Source organism: Streptomyces sp. NPDC057280, assembly GCF_042668605.1.
In the GTDB taxonomy this organism is placed as follows: Bacteria; Actinomycetota; Actinomycetes; order Streptomycetales; family Streptomycetaceae; genus Streptomyces.
Genome location: NZ_JBHUYR010000001.1, coordinates 209,046 through 227,618 on the forward strand (window position 1 = coordinate 209,046; position 18,573 = coordinate 227,618).

An 18,573-nucleotide genomic window follows, 5' to 3' on the forward strand; every position below is an offset into this window, starting at 1 on the left:
ATCCTCTGAGGCATGTGCGAGCGATCGCCGGTGCCGCTGCTTTCCTCGCGGCCCTGACCGGATGCGCCGACCACGAAGCCTGCGCCGGGGTCGGTGTGGTGTCCCAGGTCGGTGTGTACTTCGCACACGAGGGCTACGGGGATCTCACCGGAGCCTTCATACAACTGTGCGCCCAGGGCAAATGTGCCGGGCACCGGCTGGAGAACGAGGGCATTTCGGAGATAAACCTGCAGCTGCCGGAGGACGTCGGCCCCGATCTCGGCACGGTCCGTCTCCGGGTGACCCCCAAGGGCAGCACCAAGCCCATGATCGACGCGTCCACCGAGAAGAAGCTCACCTTCCAGTCCGACAACTGCGACAGCGGCGCCTATAGCGGGGCACTGGCCTACACCAAGGAGAAGGGCCTGCTGCCGAGCGTCCCGAAAGAGATCGGGAAGGCCTGGGTCCAGCAGCGCAAGGCCGAGGCCACCGCGGTTCCCACCCCCACGGCATCCTCCTGATCCTTGACAACCCCGTGCCCGGCCGTTCCGCGGAGCGGCCGGGCACGGGTGCGTGAAGCGGTCCTGCGGACCGCCGCCGGTGCAGCACACCACCGCGTCGAGGTCTGACAACCCGTCGAACAGCGCATCCAGGGAGGAAACGTCTTCCAGATCCACTCGAGTGCCCTGTGCGACCCGCCAATGGGTTGAGCCGAACGTGCCGGAGCGCGATCCTGGTGGCACCGCCCGTGATGCGCGATGCCAACGGGGTCGCCGTCACGGCAGGAACGAGAGTGGGTCGTCCCATGGACAACCGGTCCATCGGCTCCGGTGCGACACGGGGCACCGGCGTACCAGAGGACTTCGCCGTCGTCGTCGATGCCGGTCTGCGCGTCATGGCGTGGAGTTCCGGCGCCCAGGCCCTGCTCGGACACGCGCCCGACGATGTGGTGGGCCGGCCGGTCGCGGACCTGCTCGCCGCGGACCTCCCTGACCCGGCCCGTCTGCGGTGGGCCGCCGGCGAGCCCTGGACGAGCGAGGTGGCGCTGCGCCACTGCGACGGCGACCGGATCCTCGTACGGCTGAGCGGCGCGCCGCTGCCGACCGGGGGAACGGGTCCGCTCTGGCTCGTCACGGGTGCCGCACAGACCCATGCCTCCGGCCCCCGCGCCGCGGACGCGGCCGAACTGTGGGACCGGGCGCTCGCGCAGCTTCCCCTGCCGGTCGCGATCTACGACCACCGCGCCCGGTTCGTGGCCTGCAACGAAGTGATGAGCCAGGCCATGGGCCTGTCCAGCCAGGAGATGGAAGGCCTGACCCTCACCGAGATCCAGCAGAGCCACAAGGAGATGGACCAGCTCCAGCGCGAGGTCCTGCGCACCGGCGAGGCGCTCCACAGCGAGCAGGAGCCAGGCCGCGGCCTGGGCGAGGTCGACGAGCACGCCTGGTCCGTGTATCTCACCCCCCTCAAAGACCAGGACGGCTCGGTCCAGGGACTGTCGGCGCTGGTCATCGACACCACCGAGCAGTACTGGGCCCGCCGGCGCCTGGAGGTGCTCAACGAGGCCAGTGCCAGGATCGGGAGCACCCTCGACGTGACGCGGACCGCGCAGGAGCTCGCCGAGCTGGCGGTCGCCGGATTCGCCGACTTCGTCGTCGTCGACCTGCTGGAGTCCGTCGTCGGCGGGGACGAACCGGAACCGGTGTCGCCCACCGAGCTGGTCGTGCTGTGCCGTGCCGCCCACGCCTCCGTGCTGCCCGGGTGCCCCGAGTCCGCGATCGCGGTGGGCGAGACGGCCACCCGCCCTCCACGCTCCCCGGCTGCCTGGGCCCTGCGCACCGGCCGGGGCACCCGGCACCGCATCGGCGACCCGGTGCTGCGCGAATGGCTGGCGGAGTCCCCGGCGCGCGCCGAGGCGGTGCGCCGGCACGGGATGCACTCGGTGCTGCTCGTACCGCTGCGGGCCCGCGGCGTCACCCTGGGCCTGGTGTCTCTGGTGCGACACCGCACGCCGCAACCCTTCGGTGACGACGACCTGCTGCTGGCCGAGGAGATCGCCGCCAGGGCGGCCGTGAGCATCGACAACGCCCGGCGTTACACCCAGGAACGCCGCACCGCGCTCGCCCTTCAGCGCAGCCTGCTGCCCGAGCGGCTGCCCTCCCCGACAGCCGTGGACCTGGCCTACCGCTATCTGCCGGCGGGTTCCGCGAGCGGGGTCGGCGGCGACTGGTTCGACGTCATCCCCCTGTCCGGAGGAAGGGTCGCCCTCGTGGTGGGTGATGTGGTCGGCCACGGCATCCACGCCTCCGCGACGATGGGTCGCCTGCGCACCGCGGTCCGTACGCTCGCCGACGTCGACCTCGCCCCCGACGAGCTGCTCACCCACCTCGACGACCTGGTGGTCCGCCTCGACCGGGAGGAGGGACCCGATGCCCGCGGATCGACGAGCGGCGCGTCGGGCGAGGTGGGCGCCACGTGCCTGTACGCCGTCTACGACCCGGTCTCCCGCACCTGCCGGCTGGCCCGCGCCGGTCATCCGCCGCCCGCCCTGGTGACCCCCGACGGGACGGTGCGGTTCCTCGACCTGCCCGCCGGCCCGCCGCTCGGCGTCGGGGGGCTGCCGTTCGAAGCCGTCGAGGTGGACCTGGAGGAGGGCAGCGTGCTCGCCCTGTACACGGACGGTCTGATCGAGGCTGCCGACCGGGACATCGACAGAGGGCTCGGCCTGCTGCGGGACGCCCTGAGCCATCCGCCGTCCGGGCTGGAGGACATCTGCGACCAGGTGGTCCGCAAGGTGATACCCGCCGCTCCCGCCGACGACATCGTGCTGCTCCTGGCCCGGACATCCGCGCTGCGGCCCGACCGGGTGCACACCTGGCCGCTGCCCCCGGATCCCGCCGTCGTCGCCGAGGCCCGCCGGATGGCGAGCGACCAGCTGACCGTCTGGGGGCTGGGCGAGCTGGCCTTCGCCACCGAGCTCATCGTCAGCGAACTGGTCACCAACGCCATCCGCTACGGCAGCCCGCCCATCGAACTGCGCCTGCTGCGCAGCGACACACTCGTCTGCGAGGTCTCCGACGGCAGCAGCACCGCCCCGCACCTGCGGCGGGCCCGCTCCTTCGACGAGGGCGGCCGCGGGCTGCTGCTCGTCGCCCAGCTCGCGGAGCGCTGGGGCAGCCGGCAGACACCCACCGGAAAGACCATCTGGGCGGAGTTGCCGCTGCCGACGTGAGCGTCCCCGTTTCGTCCGCCCGGTCGGGCGGCAGTCGGCGCTGTGCCGCGGGGTCGACCGGCCGGGTGACGGTCGTCGGCAACACCCTCGGGGCGTACGTCCTGGTCGGGGCCGTGGCGTGCGGGATCGGATCGATCGTGGAACGGTCGGCCGTGCTGTTCCTGTCGCTGAAACTGGCCGGTGCCGCCTATCTCGTGTACCTCGGGGTCAAGGCACTGCGCACTCGACGGTCGATGCGCGCCGCGTTCGAGGCCGACCGGGCCGCCCGAGGTGGACTGGTCACGCTCTGGGAGGGGTTCGTCGTCGGGGTGTCGAATCCCAAGACGATCGTCTTCTTCGCCGCGGTCCTCCCCCAGTTTCGTCGACCGTGACCGGGGAACGTCGTGACGCAGATACTGCTGCTCGGCCTGATCTTCAACCTCATGGCGGTCGTCTTCGACAGTCTGTGGGGTCTGACGGCCGCGACGGCGCGGGACTGGTTCGCCCGCTCGCCCCGGCGCCTCGCGGCCATCGGCGGCGTGGGCGGGCTCACGATGATCGGGCTGGGCGTCACCGTGGCCGCGACCGGGCACACGGACTGACCGCCGCTCCCGCCTCGGCGGGAGGTGCTTTTGCGGGCAGTCGAGGCCGGAGCCGGGCAACGGCGTCGGGCCGAGCTGATCATGCCCCGACGTCGAGCTTGATGCAGCGGGCTCGGAATGCTCCGGTCAGGTCGGCGGTCAGGAACCGCTGGGCCTCGGCATCGTCCTTGAGGTGCCCGCCATCGCCGCGACGGTCGTCAGAGGAAGCGTCGGATGGGCGTGACGGCTGCTTCCTTGGCGCGCTGGAGCAGCGCCCGTCGTCTCCAGCGGGTGGGATCGATGGCCACGCTGTCCTTCAGGTCCTCTTCGTAGTCGCGGTCAAGTGACGCCGTGAAGGTCTCGTCCAGGACCGCGAGCATGACCTCTTCGTCGTGGTCCATGGAGCGGCGGTTGAAGTTGGTGGAACCGATCAGGGCGGCCACCGAGTCCACCGTGATGATCTTCGCGTGCATCATGGTCGGCTGGTACTGCCGGATGTGGACGCCGGCCTGCAGCAGACGCGCGTAATGGTGTTGGCCGGCCAACTGGCAGGCCCGCTGATCCGTGTGCGGGCCGGGGAGCAGGATCTCCACGCGTACACCGCGCCGGGCGGTCCGGCAGAGCAGATCGATGAAGTACGTGTCGGGTGCGAAGTAGGCGGTGGCGAGCCGGAAGCGTTCCTCGGCGGAGGTGAGCATGACGCGGATGAGTGTCTGCATGTCCTGCCAGCCGATGCTGGCCGACCCGCGCACGACCTGAACGACGGCCGAACCGCCCTGCTGGTGTTCGGTGAAGCGGTCGCGGTCGTCGAAGAGTTCCTCATGGCACTCGGCCCAGTTCTGCGCGAACGCGGCCGCGATGCCGTCGACGGCCGGACCGCGCACCTGCACATGGGTGTCCCGCCATTCGCCCGGGCCCCGGGCGTCGCCGCACCATTCCTCGGCGATACCGACCCCTCCGGTGAAAGCGGTGTGCTCATCGACGATGAGGGCCTTGCGGTGGCAGCGGTGGTTCTGTTTGAAGGGCGACAGCCACACGGGTTTGCGGAACCACGCCACGTGCACGCCCGCTCCGTCCATCAGATCGAGCAGCTGCCGTTCGATCTTCTGGGCGCCGAAGCCGTCCAGAAGCAGCCGGACCCGCACCCCCGCCCGCGCCCGGTCGGCCAGCGCACGGGCGAAGTCCCGGGCGATCTCGCCACGCCAGTACACGAACGTCATCATGTCGATCGTGTGCCGCGCCGAGCGGATCGCCTGGAGCATCGCGGGAAAGATCTCATCACCGTTGCGCAGCCGGACGAGTTCGTTTCCCTCGGTGGCAGCCACACCGATGAGCCGCTCCAGTCGACGGCGCAGGCGCTGCTTGCGTGCCTCGGACACGGCGAGTGCAGAGGCGGAAGCCGGAGCGTCGGCGGGGGATGTCGATATGCCGTCAAGAATCACGCGCTGTCTCCCGTCGGATCTTCAGGTGGGCTCGGTGGAGGCGGACCAGCGAGCCCGAGTAGCCGCTTGCCCTGCCGAGACCGTGGCACTCCTCGAAACAGACACCTTCATGCAGAAGCGGTGAATGCCGGTCAGCGGCCGGTGTCCCCGCAGTGGGCGCGTTCGCCGACGCCCTGCACCCGGCCAAGATCGACCGCTGCGCGTCTGGGCCGGGGTTCAGCGGGCATACGGCGTTGAGCCGCAGGACCAGCCTCGGCCCGGCCATCGCCGTGTCACGTTGATCAGGGGGAGCATCCATGCCGACCGCCGTATCGGGAAGACCAGCCGAGTTGCCTGGTGAGAGACCCTCGGGACGTCTCGCAGCGCTCGTCAACGGCCCCGCGGCACCGCGTGGGACGGCTTGGGCCGCCCGCTGGATCGGGGCGCTGACGATCTGCCAGGCGGCGCTGATGACAGGCATCGGTCTGCTGATCACCGGCCCCGCGCACGGCCTGTGGCCCCTGACGGTCGAGGACCAGGTCAACTCCGCCTTCGAGCGGATGCGTACGGACACACTCACCGCTGTGTCCTCGATCGCCTCCGAGGCCGGCAACACCGCGACCGTGATAGCCGTGACCGTGGTGAGCTGCCTCGGTCTGCTCCTGATGCCGAAGCTGCCCAGGTGGCGGCAGGCGACGTTCCTGGCGCTCGCCGTGTCGTTGCAGTCACTCGTCTTCCTGGCCATCACCGAGGCAGTGGACCGGCAGCGTCCCGACGTGCACCGTCTCGACGGCTCACTGCCCACGTCCAGTTACACCTCGGGCCACACCGGCGCGGCGACGGCCGTCTACGGAGGACTGGCCGTCCTCGTCCTTTCCCGCGTTCGCAGCCCGTGGCGGCGCGTCGTGGCCGGCGCCCTGTTCCTGATCCCGGTCGTGGTGGGCATCGCCCGGCTCTACCGAGGCATGCACCACCCCACCGATGTCGTGGGCGGCCTCGTGAACGGCGGCCTGTCCCTGTGGATCGTCAGGCACGCCGTACTGGCCGACGGGTTCCTGACCGCTCCCCCGGCATCCGAGGCCGGGACGACGCCGGAGGCCGAGGCCGGGCGCCGCGGACAGCGTTCGGGCCACGTCGCGGTCATCATCAATCCCACGGTCACCGACGCCGGCGACCGCGAAGCGCTCCGGCAGGTCCTCGCGCGACACGGCCACCACGCACCGAAGTTCATCGAGACCACCGCGGACGATCCCGGCGGCGGCCAGAGCAGTGAAGCGGTACGCAACGGCGCAGCCCTCGTGGTGGTCTGCGGTGGCGACGGCACACTCCGGGCAGCGGCCACCGCCTTGGCGGGCAGCGCGGTCCCTCTCGTACTGGTGCCCTGCGGAACCGGCAACCTCCTGGCCCGCAACCTGGGTCTGCCCCTGTCTGCCGCCCATGCCCTGGACGCCGCGCTGCGCGGCACCGTCCAACGCGTCGATCTCGGCCGCATCGAGGCCGACGGCCTGCCCCCGACGCACTTCGCCGCCATGTGCGGCGCCGGGCTGGACGCCGCCATGCTGCAACGGGCCAACGCCCATGACGGCACGAAGTCCCTCCTGGGCTGGCCCGCCTACGTGCTCGCCCTCCCCCGCGCCTGGCGGCGCACCCCCCGCATGGCCGTGGACGTACGGCTGGACGGCGCCGAGGCTGTCCGGCGCACCGCCCGCATGGTGCTGATCGGCAACGTCGGCGCGGTGCAGGGCGGCATGCGCCTGCTCCCCGACGCGCGCCCCGACGACGGGCGGCTCGATCTGCTGATCCTCGATCCCCGTGGTCTGGGCGGCTGGATCAGCGCCCTGTGGACGCTGCTGCGCGGCACAGCCTCCCCGCAGCCGGCGGTGAGCGCCCCCGGTGAGCAGCAGCCGGCCCGCGGCACCGACGCGCCGGTGTCGTTCTTCACCTTCCGGCAGGCCGAGTTCACCTTCGACCGCGCCCAGCCCCGCGAACTGGACGGCGACCCCGTGACGCCCGGGCGCCGCCTGAGCGTCGAGGCGAGCCCCGGCGCGCTGACGATGCTGCTGCCCGTACGGGAGAAGTAGATGGGTACGGCGACCAAGGTCCCCGAGACGCGCGACATGGCCGGAGAGGAACTGTCCGGCGACGAGGCCTGGGCAGCTCTGCGCCGGTACGGCGGCTGGCCCTTGCTGCGCGACGCGTTCATCCGCTTCCGCTACGCCGACGGCTTCAGCCACGCCCGGGCCCTCGCCCTGCAGACGGTGCTGGCGGTCGTCCCCTTCGCCATCGCCTTCGTCGGCCTGTCCACCAGCCTGCACACCGAGAACGTCGGCAGGCTCGCGGAGTTGACCATTCACCGGATCGCCCAGGGGCCGAGCGCGGCCGTCGTCGACGACGCGCTCGACCGCAGCCGACGCAACTCCGGATCCGGTGCCGAGGTCGCTCTCTGGTTCGGCGCCGTGTTCTCCCTGGTCAACGTCACCACCGCCATGTGCCAGATCGAGCGGGGTGCCAACCGGATCTACGGCAACGAACGCGACCGCCCCTTCCACCTCAAGTACCTGCGCGGTCTGGTGATGGCACTCAGCGCCGGCCTGCCACTGGGTCTCGGATTCATCCTCATGGTGGCCGGCGACGACCTCGCCGCGGCGGCGGTCACCGTCTACGGCCTGAGCGACAGCACCCTGCACGCCTGGGACATCCTGCGCTGGCCCCTCGGGTTCCTGCTCGCCCTCATCTCCGCGAGCGTCGTCTTCCGCCGTTCGCCACGCCGCAACCAACCCGGCTACACCTGGCTCGCTTTCGGCGCGGCCGTGTACCTCGTGCTGTGGATGGCCCTGACCTGGGTACTGAGCCTCTACCTCAACCTCAGTGGCTCCTTCGACACCGTCTACGGCCCCCTCAGCGCGTTCATGTCCCTGCTGCTGTGGGCCTACCTCACGTCCATCGCCCTGCTGCTCGGCCTGTCCTTCGCAGCACAACTGGAAGCGGCGCGCGGCCGGCGCCCCGGACCGATCCAGGACGACCCAGGAGTCTGACATGAGCACGAACGCAGCCTTGCGAAACCCACGGGACCGGCGCCGGCAGGCCGACCGCAGGTACGGTGCCCGGCTGCTGGCCTCCGCCGGCCTGGCCGCCGTCAGCGCGGTCCTCTTCGGGCTGGTGCTCATCCTGGTCGAGGGCCGGTGGCGTCCGTTGCAACGGCTGGACACGGGAGCCGCGCGACGGCTGCACACCGCAGTCCTCGACCATCCCGCATGGGAAAGCACACTGCACGTGCTGTCCGACCGGGTCTGGGATCCGGTGACCCTGCGGGGGGCCGTCGCGGTGCTGACGGTGTGGCTGGTGTACCGCCGGGCGTGGCGTCTGGCCGTGTGGGCGGCCGTGACCGCCATCGCCGGCGGGTTCATCGGCTTGCTGGTCAAGACGGTGGTGGAACGGGCCAGGCCGGATCTGCAGGACCCGGTCGCCCACGCGCCGGGCTACTCCTTTCCTTCCGGGCACGCCATGACGGCGACCACGTCCTTCGGCATCTTCCTGCTCGTGCTGCTGCCGCTCGTTCCGCGGGCCTGGCGGGTCGTGTTCTGGTGCCTGTCCGTGCTCTCCGTCCTCGGCGTCGGCTTCACCCGAGTCGCTCTCGGGGTGCATTGGTGCAGCGACGTTCTGGGCGGCTGGCTCCTCGGCCTCACTGTCGTCGCCGGCACTGCCTGGGCCTTCCAGACATGGCGCGCCGAAACGGGTCGAGGCCACACGGCTGTGACGGACGGTCTGGAACCGGAGATCACCCATGAAGCACCTGAGGACGACGCTGCACAGCCGTAGGTGATCCGTCACGGCCCGGCACCACGGACCGTGGGTCAGAGGGCGACGAGTTGCCAGTCCTGGTTGGGGCCGTCGGTGGTGGGCCACTGGATCACGTAGGCCGCGTCGCTGGTCGAGGCGTCCTTCACGTCGGCGCACCAGCCGTTGTGGACGTTGACGAGCCGGTAGTAGCCGCTGGTCCTGGAGGGGACCAGCTTCCACCACTGGTTGTCGCCGCCGTCGTCGGCCGACTGGTCGAGGATCGCGCCCTGGGCGGAGCCGTCGGGGCTTTCGAGGACCTTGCCGCTCTTGGCGCTCACCAGCCGGTAGGAGCCGTCCGCGTTCGGCTGCAGCTTCCACTGCTGGTTGAGGCCGCCGGTCCAGGGATACTGGATGATCAGGCCGCCGTCGGTGGTCGCGGCGTCCTTGACGTCCAGCACCTTGCCGCTGTTGCGGTTGACCAGCTTGAAGGCGCCGAGGTCCGCGGCGAAGGGCCGGTCGTAGACCTCCAGGTTGCGGATGGAGGCCCACACGCCGGTCGGCAGGCCGGTGACCGTGACGCGCACGTACCGCGCCTGCGCCCGGAACTGGGCGACCTGCACCTGACCGGTGGCGGCCGTGGCGGTGAGGTCGGCGAGCAGGGTCCAGGTGGTGTTGTCGGTCGAACCCTCGATCTTGTACTGGTAGTTGGTCTTGTCCAGCTCCCAGGCGATGCGGGTGCCGGTGAGGGAGCGGGTGGAGCCGAGGTCGACCTTCAGCCAGTGGCCGGAGTTGCCGTTGTTCGCGCACCAGCGGGTGGCGGTGGATCCGTCGACGGCCTTGGCCGCGGTGTTGCCCTTGGAGGTTTCCTCGCTGTCGGCGGTGGTGCTCTTGCCGACGGCGATGTCGGCGGGCTGCACGGACCGGTCGAGCGTGACGCCGACGACACTGTCCTGGGGGTGGGTGGTGCGGTCGATGCCGCCGATGGCGATCCGGCCGTCACCGCCGACCGTGTACGACAGGTTGGCGCCGGAGCGTACGTCGAACACGCGGGCGACCTGGGCGTCGCCGACCGGCCCGGTGGTGAAGGAGGTTCCGCTGTAGCCGGGCAGCAGGTGGACGTAGAACGTGTTGTCCTTGTACGTGTAGCCGTACTGGCCGTCGACGGGGTTCCACGGGCCGCCGCGGGTGCCGTAGACGGACTGGCCGCAGGCGGTCATGAAGGCGCCGATCTGGCGCAGCAGGTCCGCCTGGCCGGAGGAGACGGTGCCGTGCCGGTCCGGGCCGACGTTGACCATCGCGGTCATGTTCCGCACCCAGCAGTTGACCAGGATGTTCATCGCGGTGCCGTAACTCATGACCTTGTTGTCGGCGTTGTAGCCCCAAGAGCTGCCGACGGTGAAGACCTTCTCGACGAGGTTGCCGGTGCGGATCGCCCCGGTGGGCACGCCGGAACCCTCGTCGTTGATGTAGTCGCCCATCCAGCCGGAGCGCAGGTTGGCGACGATGTCGGGCTGGTGCTTGCGCACCATGCCCATCAGCCCCAGCGGCTTGCCGCCGGCGTCGGTTTCGCCGTAAACGGCGTCCACCGGCCACTGGTTGGCGGTGTCCCGGTACTGGCCGGGCTCCCAGAAGAACGCCGCGTCGGCGTCACTGCCCTGCTCCGCCAACCAGCCGCCGTCCCACCACAGGTCGTCGATCACCCCGTACTGGGTGACCAGCTCCTTGACCGACTCGTACACCTCGGTCTTCATGATCCGCGCGTTCTCCTTGTGCGCGGGATCGGTGGTGTAATTCCAGGGATTGGTCGCGCAGTTGGTGCCGGTGACGTCGTAGTAGCCGGGGTAGCGCCAGTTGATCGGCGAGTAGTACAGGCCCACCTTCAGCCCGGCCGCCCGCACCGCCGCCACGTAGTCCTTGACGAAGTCCCGGTTCAGTGGCGCCTGCCCGGAGCTCCAGGCATTGGGATGGTTCAGCGGCCACAGTGCGAACCCGTCGTGGTGACGCGTCGTCAGCGTCACGTACTTCGCGCCGAGGTCCTTGGCCAACTGCGCCCACGCGGTGGGGTCGTAGGCGTCGGCGGTGAACTGCTCACTTGTGGCGTCGGTGAGGTACTTCCGGTAGTCGGACGGCGTGATCGGGGCGTTGTGCATCCACCACTCGCCCTTGGCCGGCCCCGCGTACACACCCCAGTGGATGAACATGCCCAGCTTGGCGTCCTGCAGCCACTGGATCTTGGAATCGGGCTGCTGCTCGAGGCCCAGGTCGGTCTTGGGGATGCGCAGGGGCGGGAGCGGCAAGGGATCGGCGGCCGTTGCGGCGTACGCGGGTGTTGTCAGCGCGACGGACCCGACCGCGGCGGCCGCCGTCACGGCCGCCATACCGGCGAGCACCGATCTGCGTGAGAGGGATTCCGGCACCGTGGTTCCTCCTGTTGGATCGTCGGAAACTCATCCGGGTTCAGCGATCTCGGGCAGGGCCGCAGCACGACTCGACCAGTGAGTCCGGGAGCCCATGGGCGTCCTGACGCCGTCTCACTTCGCCCGCATACATTGGATGATTAACGACGACGCATGACACGCCTGTCTAGTGTTGTGACGCATTCTTCTGACACCGAGCACAGACCGATTCAGCGAGCACCTCACCGATCAAGCCACACATGGGATGTATCGATGGAGGCGTCAGACGTGCGGACTCGAGGCCGAAACCGTCCGAAGCGTTGACGGGCCTTCCGTCGAGCCCTACCGTGCTCCAGCAGAAACGCACAGCTTCCGACATTTATCCAAGCTGCCCGAGGGATGAGCCGCCCTCTCGCAGGAGCCGAACCCGGCACACCGGCCTCGCTCTGCCGCCGACTCTTCGACGAAGGAATCCCCATGCTCCGTCGTGTCTGCTTGCTGCTGTCTGCCGTACTCGTGTGCGTGTCCGGGCTGCTGGCCACCGGCGTACCCGCGCAGGCCGCAACCGTCACCGTGACCAACGCGACCCAGTTCACCGACACCACCGGAGCCGTGGTCCACGCCCACGGCGGTGGCGTCATCAGAGTGGGCACGTACTACTACTGGTTCGGCGAGAACCGCAATCCCGACAACTCCTTCAAGTACGTGTCGGTCTACCGGTCGACGGACCTCAAGACCTGGGAGTTCCGCAACAACGTCCTCACGCAGAACAGCGCGGCCGAACTGGCCTCCGCCAACATCGAGCGCCCCAAGGTCATCTACAACAGCGCCACCGGCAAGTACGTCATGTGGATGCACAAGGAACTGGCCACCGACTACACCCAGGCCCGCGTCGCCGTCGCCGTCTCCGACACGGTCGACGGCACCTACACCTACCTGGGCAGCTTCCGGCCCCTCGGCATCACCTCGCGGGACATGACCCTGTTCAAGGACACCGACGGCACCGCGTATCTGGCCTCTTCCGCCAACGAGAACGCCGACCTCGACATCTTCAGGCTCACCGCCGACTACACCGGCGTCAGCAGCCTGGTCGCCAACCCGTGGCCCGGCACCTACCGCGAGGCACCGGCACTGTTCAAGCGGGGCAGCGTCTACTTCATGCTCACCTCGGGCAACAGCGGCTGGAAACCCAACCAGCAGCGATACGCCACCGCCACCGACCTCGCCGGCCCGTGGACGGCCATGACGGACATCGGCAACGACACCGCGTACGGCTCCCAGACCGCCTACGTCCTTCCCGTCCAGGGCACCTCGGGCACCTCGTACCTGTACATGGGCGACCGCTGGGGCAACTCGATGGGCGGCAACGTCGAGGACTCCCAGTACGTCTGGCTGCCCCTGACCTTCCCCACCAGTACGACCATGGACCTGCCGTGGTACCCGCAGCTCGCCATCGACACCGCCGCCGGCACCGTCACCGGCGTGGGCGGCGGCCCCTACGACAACCTCGTCGCCCGGCACAGCGGCAGGTGCCTCGACGTCTCCGACAACTCCGCCGCCGACAGCGCGATCATCCTCCAGTGGGACTGCAACGGCGGCCTCAACCAGCAGTGGCGGCTGAGCGACGCCGGCGGCGGGTACGTCCAGGTCGTCGCCGAGCACAGCGGCAAATGCCTGGACGTGGCGAACGGCTCCACCGCGGACGGCGCCTACGTCAACCAGTACCGCTGCACCACCGGCACCAACCAGCAGTGGCTGCTCCAGGACCAGGGCAACGGCTACTACCGCCTCGTCGCCCGGCACAGCGGCAAGTGCCTGGACGTCAAGGACGCCGCCACCGCCAACGGCGCCCGCCTCATCCAGTGGCCCTGCGGCACCGGCACCAACCAGCAGTTCCAGCAGCGCGGCGCCTGACGCCGCCCGCATGCCTGCCCGGGGCCCCGGGCGGGCATGCGTCACGGGATCATGAGAGCGGCGGGTAGGCGTCCGCGGCTGCTGGAACCGGGCCGGTCAGCTCGTCACGCGGAAGGTGGCGTCACTGCGGGCTGTCGCGGTGGTGATCGGGTCGAGGCGCAGCTCGTAGGCGTAGTGGCGGATGTAGCGGTCGGGGTAGTTGTACGACTGGAACGACGACCAGGTCGCGTCGGCGAGGCCGTCGACCTTGCGGAAGGTGGCGTCCGCGGCGAACTGGGTGGAGCCGTCGTTGCGGGCGAGCTGGAAGTCGAAGTTGAAGTGGCGCAGGAAGTAGCCGGGGTGGTTCACCGACTCGAAGGAGACGGTGCCGGTGCCCGCCAGGCCGGAGCGCAGCCGGAACTGGGAGTCCTCGGCGGGGCTCACGTTGGGATCGATGCGCACGTCGAAGTTGTTGTGACGCACGTACCGGTCCTGGAAGTTGTACGACTGGAGCCGCTGCGCGGGGGTGTTGGGCCAGCGGGCGAGCACGCGGCTCTCCTCGGCGGCGGTCAGGTTCATGATCCAGCCGTGGCGCTTCTTCGTGCCGCCCATGTTGTAGCTGGTCGACGCCTGTGTCTGGTAGGCGGCGGGGTTGGAGGGGTCGGTCGTGGTGACGGGCATGTAGCCGCGGTTAGTGGCGTACTGGTCGAGGTAGAGCGCCCACTTGTTGGTGCCGTTGAACTTCATCCACATCGGGCCCTCGACCATCGACCCGGTCAGGCCGATGCCGGAGAGGTCGCCGAGCTTGGTCCAGGTGCCGAAGATGGAGTTGCTGCCTTCGAGGGTGATCTGTCCGTCACCGGAGGCCCGCACATAGCGGTAGTTGCCGACGCCCGGGGGCACTTCGATGATCTGGGTGTCGATGATCTCCTGGGCGCCGGGGCGGTCGATGTAGAGCTGGGGGGTGGTGACGGTGCGGAAGTCGCTGGTGTGGGCGGCGAAGATGCGGTGCTTCGTCGCGCCGTTGAAGGGGACGTTCGTGGCCCAGTACAGGACGTAGTCGTTGGTTTCGGGGTCCCAGATGGCTTCGGGTGCCCAGGCGTTGCGGCCGTCGGGTATCGCGCCGGCGACGTTCAGCAGCCACGGCTGCGACCAGGTGACCAGGTCGGTGGACTCCCACACGACGAGGTTGCGGCTGCCGTTGTTGATGGCGGCGTTCCAGTCCTGGCCGCAGCTGATGCACAGGTCGGTCGCGATGATCCAGTACTTGCTGCCGTCGGGGGATCTCACGAATGCGGGGTCGCGTACGCCCTTCGTGCCGACGGTGGAGCGCAGGACCATGCCGCCGCCGTTGAGGTCGTTCCAGTGCAGGCCGTCGGTGCTGTGCGAGAGGTACATCTGCTGGTTGGTCGCCCCCTCACCGGTGAAGTGCACCATCAGGTAACCCGGATCGGCTGCGTCGGCCTGTTGGGGTGCGGTCAGGGCCTGACCGGCGAAGAGGAGGCAGGCGGCGAGCAATATCACCGTCAGCCGGGCGCGGAGCGCGGACATGTGGATCTCCTGTCTTCGTGCAGGTGCCACCGTCGGCAGTGGGGAAGAGCGGGGTGGCGGAGGAGCTCGTCTCGGTGGGGGTGGGACGGGACGGTTACCGCACGATCCGGAAGGGGCACGGATCCGGGGAACGGTGTGGCTGTGGCATGACGGGGTTACGACGGGTGCGACATATCGAACGCCGTTCGTAGAATCGGGCAGACATTAAGTGGGGGATTCGGGACGCGTCAATACATCCGACAGCCCAAGGGCCCGCACGGTGGGCGTCGACCGATTCGTCGGCTCTTCTTTGACCAAAGCGTTGACGTGGGCGAGTGCGTGCCTTACGTTCTGGCCGAATTCACGAACGGCGTTCGAAATACCGTAAATTGAGTGGACGGTTTCTCTGCGCCGCCCGCACCAGAGGGAGCAATCCGTGAGACCTGTCCTCACCCGTCGATCGGTCCTCGGCTTGATCGCCGGCTCGGCCGCGGCCACCGTCACCGGTGTCTCGGCCGGTACTGCCCACGCCGCCGCGCCCGCGTCGCCAGGTGTGACGTACACGAACACCATCGCCGAGCAGCGGGCCGACCCGCACATCTTCAGGCACACCGACGGGTTCTACTACTTCACCGCGACCGTGCCGGCGTACGACAGGATCGTGCTGCGCCGTGCCACCACGATCCAGGGGCTCACGTCGGCCGCTGAGACGACCATCTGGACCAGGCCCGCCACCGGCACGATGGGCGGCTACATCTGGGCCCCGGAGATCCACTTCATCGACGGCAAGTGGTACCTCTACTTCGCCGCCGGTGACGCCAACAACGTCTGGCACATCCGGCCCTACGTCCTGGAGTGCGCCGACGCGAACCCGATCACGGGCACCTGGACGGTGAAGGGGCGTATCGCGCTGCCGCTGGACACCTTCTCGCTGGACGCGACGACCTTCGCCGTGAACGGCACCCGCTACCTCGCCTGGGCGCAGAACGACCCGGCCGTCGGTCCCGGCACCAACATCTACCTCGCGCGGATGTCCAGCCCCTGGGCCATCACCGGCACACCCGTCATGATCAGCAGGCCGACCGCCGCCTGGGAGACCGCCGGAGGCGAGACGGTCAACGAGGGCCCGGCCGTCCTCCAGCGGAACGGCAAGGTCTTCCTGACCTTCTCGGCCAGCGCCACCGACGCCAACTACTGCCTGGGCCTGCTCACCGCGTCCGCCTCGGCCGACCTGCTCAGCGCCTCGTCATGGGCCAAGAGCACCGGCCCGGTCTTCGCCAGCTTCGCCGCCACCAGCCAGTACGGCCCCGGACACAATCAGTTCACGGTCTCCGAGGACGGCACCTCGGACCTCCTCGTCTACCACGACCGCAGCTACAAGGACATCAGCGGGTCCCCGCTCAACGACCCCAACCGCCGCACCCGCGTCCAGAAGATCTACTGGAAGGCCGACGGCACACCCGACTTCGGCATCCCCGTCGCGGACGGCCTCACCCCGATCCGGCTCTCCTCCTACAACTTCCCCGACCGGTTCATCCGGCACTGGGACTACCGTGCCAAGATCGAGGCGAACGTAGCCCCGCTCGCCGACTCGCAGTTCCGCGTCGTCACCGGACTCACCGGAACCGGCACCGTCTCCCTGGAGTCGGCCAACTTCCCCGGTTACTTCCTGCGTCACAAGAACTACGAGGTGTGGGTGGAGAAGAACGACGGGACGGGGCAGTTCGCGTCCGACGCCTCCTTCACCGCCCAGGCCGGCCTCGCGGACTCCGCCGGGGTCTCGTACGAGGCGTACAACCTTCCGGGCCGCTACATCCGCCACTACAACTACCTGCTCTACGTGCAGGCCCCCAGCACGGCGACCGACCGGGGCGACGCCACCTTCTACACGCAGTGAGCCACAGGGATGGCCGTTGACTCTCGGGAGGCCCGAACGGGCAGCAGGTGCCGACCGGTTGGGCCTTCCACCCTGCGATAACGCGGGTTCCGCCCGCAGCCGCACGCGTGCTTCAGTGACTGCGCGCCGGATCTTCCGGTGCGCACAGCGAGGAGGACCAGCGGTGGAATCCATGATCGTGATCAGTACCCTGCGTCTGCGCGCCGACCGGGCGGACGAGGCCCGGAAGGTCATCGCGTCGGTGGTCTCGCAGACCCACGAGGACGCGGGCTGCCTCACCTACGCGGCACACGAGGACGCCGCCGATCCGCTGACCATGGTGCTCGTCGAGAAGTGGGCCTCACAGCAGGCCATCGACGAACACAGCCAGGCTCCCTTTCTCACCGAGGCGATGAGCCGGGTGGGAGAACTGCTCACCGCCGAGCCCGAGATCCGCGTCATCACCCCGCTCGGCTACGGCACGGGCGACAAGGCCGCCCTGCGCTGACCGTACCTGGGCGGGCCCGAGTCTGTCCGGGCCCGCCCAAGCGGCAGGGTCAGAGCCGAACCTCATGGGTGGGGCCCCACACGCTGCGCCTGTCCCACTGTGGGCAGGGCGACGCTCGCCGAGGCCACATTGCCCACGGCTCGCTTGAAGTCGGGGCAGTCGACGAGCGGTTCGTGCTCGCAGACGGCGGCATGCCGCAGGCTGTCCCGGAGCCGGGTGAGCCGGCCGATCTGCTCGTCCAGGGCGTCGGCCTTGGCGGACATACCTGTCCGCAAGTCCGTGTCGGACGGCCGTGCCTGGAGGAAGCGGCCGAGTTCGGCGACGGAGAACCCGGCACTGCGTGCGCAGGTGATGAGCGCCAGTCGTTCCAGGACGTCCGGGTGATAGGTGCGGCGCAGCCCGTTGCGGCCGGCCGGAGCGATCAGGCCCTTCTTCTCGTAGAAGCGCAGCGCCGACGGCGCGAGTCGGCTCCGCTGTGCGACCTCGGCGATGTCCAGCAGCGACGCGTCCATCAAAAGCCTCCTTGACTTGAACCGCGGTTCAAGTCGCAGCCTAGTCGCCATGCGAATCCATCACCTGAACTGCGGATCGGTCCGCACCATCGAGCCCACCTACGACGGCCCGCGGGCCGCTCCTGCCGTCAACCACTGTCTGCTGGTCGAGACCGACACCGACGGTCTGGTCCTGGTCGAGACCGGGCTCGGCCTGGCCGACGTCCGCGACCCGGTCGGCACGCTCGGCGCCGAATGGGTCGAGATGGCGCAGCCCGCGCTCGCCGAGGAGGAGACGGCCGTACGACAGGTCGCCCGGCTCGGATACAGACCGTCCGACGTCCGGCACATCCTCGTGACCCATCTGGACGTCGACCACTGCGGCGGCCTTCCCGACTTCCCCGACGCCCAGGTCCATGTGCTCGCCGCCGAACTCCACGCGGCGCACGCGGAGTCGCCCAGTTTCCGCTACCGCCCGGCTCACTGGGCGCACGAACCCCGCTGGGTCACCTACGAACCCGGGCCTGGTGAAGAATGGTTCGGCTTCACCGCCGTACAACCGAAAGGCCTGCCACCGCAGTTCAAGCTGGTCCCCCTGGGCGGTCACACCGCGGGTCATACCGCGGTCGCCGTGGACACCGGCGACCGATGGCTCCTTCACTGCGGTGACGCCTACTACTACCACCGCGAAGTCGAGGACGCGAAGGAGCCGCATCCGTTGATGGACCTCGTCCAGACGGGCGCCGAGGTCCATCGCGATCTGCGCCTGGGCAGCCAGGCCCGACTGCGGGAACTGCTCCGCGACCACGGTGACCGGGTCGAGACCTTCTGCGCCCACGACCCGTGGGAGTTCGCCCGCTACCAGGGCGCCGACAAGGGCTCCGGTCCCGATCGTTCCGTCTGAGGC

At 69.4% G+C, this 18,573-nt stretch carries 13 protein-coding genes and 1 pseudogene; 10 read left to right on the top strand and 4 right to left on the bottom strand.

From position 1 onward, the window contains the following. Window positions 1-14 precede the first annotated feature (14 nt). The 3 genes and pseudogenes from ACFUO4_RS00945 to ACFUO4_RS00955 all read left to right on the top strand — a co-directional run bounded on the left by ACFUO4_RS00945 (window position 15) and on the right by ACFUO4_RS00955 (window position 3,792). On the top strand, window positions 15-500 hold the full coding sequence (locus ACFUO4_RS00945) for a hypothetical protein (RefSeq protein ID WP_383478336.1): 486 nt from the start codon (window positions 15-17) through the stop codon (window positions 498-500). 284 nt (window positions 501-784) lie between these two features. Beyond that, a complete protein-coding gene (locus tag ACFUO4_RS00950; protein ID WP_383478339.1) occupies window positions 785-3,211 on the top strand; it encodes a SpoIIE family protein phosphatase in 2,427 nt (808 codons plus the stop codon). Beyond that, window positions 3,184-3,792 (top strand): annotated as a pseudogene (locus ACFUO4_RS00955) (LysE family translocator). Before ACFUO4_RS00950 ends, ACFUO4_RS00955 begins: the two are co-directional and overlap by 28 nt. Before the next feature lie 197 nt (window positions 3,793-3,989). On the opposite strand, the gene ACFUO4_RS00960 reads toward ACFUO4_RS00955, so the two are convergent. Then, window positions 3,990-5,150 (bottom strand): phosphatidylserine/phosphatidylglycerophosphate/cardiolipin synthase family protein, encoded by a 1,161-nt coding sequence (locus ACFUO4_RS00960; RefSeq protein WP_383478342.1) that lies wholly within the window; start codon window positions 5,148-5,150, stop codon window positions 3,990-3,992. A gap of 359 nt (window positions 5,151-5,509) precedes the next feature. On the opposite strand from ACFUO4_RS00960, the gene ACFUO4_RS00965 reads away from it, so the two are divergent. From ACFUO4_RS00965 to ACFUO4_RS00975, 3 genes are read left to right on the top strand one after another with little or no spacing between them, the layout of a single operon-like run. Continuing rightward, window positions 5,510-7,273 carry a diacylglycerol kinase family protein gene (locus tag ACFUO4_RS00965; RefSeq protein ID WP_383478345.1) on the top strand — a complete coding sequence of 588 codons (1,764 nt, stop codon included), beginning with the start codon at window positions 5,510-5,512 and terminating at the stop codon, window positions 7,271-7,273. Further along, window positions 7,274-8,227, top strand: a complete 954-nt coding sequence (locus ACFUO4_RS00970) for a YihY/virulence factor BrkB family protein (protein WP_383478348.1) — start codon at window positions 7,274-7,276, stop codon at window positions 8,225-8,227. It begins immediately after the preceding gene. A gap of 1 nt (window position 8,228) precedes the next feature. Next, a complete protein-coding gene (locus tag ACFUO4_RS00975) occupies window positions 8,229-9,011 on the top strand; it encodes a phosphatase PAP2 family protein (protein WP_079306182.1) in 783 nt (260 codons plus the stop codon). A gap of 35 nt (window positions 9,012-9,046) precedes the next feature. On the opposite strand, the gene ACFUO4_RS00980 is transcribed toward ACFUO4_RS00975, so the two are convergent. Continuing rightward, window positions 9,047-11,389 (bottom strand): alpha-L-fucosidase, encoded by a 2,343-nt coding sequence (locus ACFUO4_RS00980; RefSeq protein ID WP_383478352.1) that lies wholly within the window; start codon window positions 11,387-11,389, stop codon window positions 9,047-9,049. A 456-nt stretch (window positions 11,390-11,845) separates the two neighbouring features. Between ACFUO4_RS00980 and ACFUO4_RS00985 the strand changes: the two genes are divergently transcribed. After that, window positions 11,846-13,282, top strand: a complete 1,437-nt coding sequence (locus ACFUO4_RS00985) for an RICIN domain-containing protein (protein ID WP_383478354.1) — start codon at window positions 11,846-11,848, stop codon at window positions 13,280-13,282. Window positions 13,283-13,378: 96 nt separating this feature from the next. On the opposite strand, the gene ACFUO4_RS00990 is transcribed toward ACFUO4_RS00985, so the two are convergent. Next, window positions 13,379-14,812, bottom strand: coding sequence for a glycoside hydrolase family 43 protein (locus ACFUO4_RS00990; RefSeq protein ID WP_383478357.1), 1,434 nt, complete (start codon window positions 14,810-14,812; stop codon window positions 13,379-13,381). A 451-nt stretch (window positions 14,813-15,263) separates the two neighbouring features. Between ACFUO4_RS00990 and ACFUO4_RS00995 the strand changes: the two genes are divergently transcribed. Then, complete coding sequence (locus ACFUO4_RS00995; RefSeq protein WP_383482190.1) at window positions 15,264-16,688, top strand: family 43 glycosylhydrolase; 1,425 nt, start codon at window positions 15,264-15,266, stop codon at window positions 16,686-16,688. 172 nt (window positions 16,689-16,860) lie between these two features. Next, window positions 16,861-17,175, top strand: coding sequence for a putative quinol monooxygenase (locus ACFUO4_RS01000; RefSeq protein WP_128111966.1), 315 nt, complete (start codon window positions 16,861-16,863; stop codon window positions 17,173-17,175). A gap of 62 nt (window positions 17,176-17,237) precedes the next feature. Here ACFUO4_RS01000 and ACFUO4_RS01005 read toward each other — a convergent pair whose 3' ends face one another. Continuing rightward, on the bottom strand, window positions 17,238-17,687 hold the full coding sequence (locus ACFUO4_RS01005) for a MerR family transcriptional regulator (protein ID WP_383478360.1): 450 nt from the start codon (window positions 17,685-17,687) through the stop codon (window positions 17,238-17,240). A 49-nt stretch (window positions 17,688-17,736) separates the two neighbouring features. Between ACFUO4_RS01005 and ACFUO4_RS01010 the strand changes: the two genes are divergently transcribed. After that, complete coding sequence (locus ACFUO4_RS01010) at window positions 17,737-18,570, top strand: MBL fold metallo-hydrolase (protein ID WP_383478363.1); 834 nt, start codon at window positions 17,737-17,739, stop codon at window positions 18,568-18,570. The last annotated feature ends 3 nt before the right edge of the window (window positions 18,571-18,573 follow it).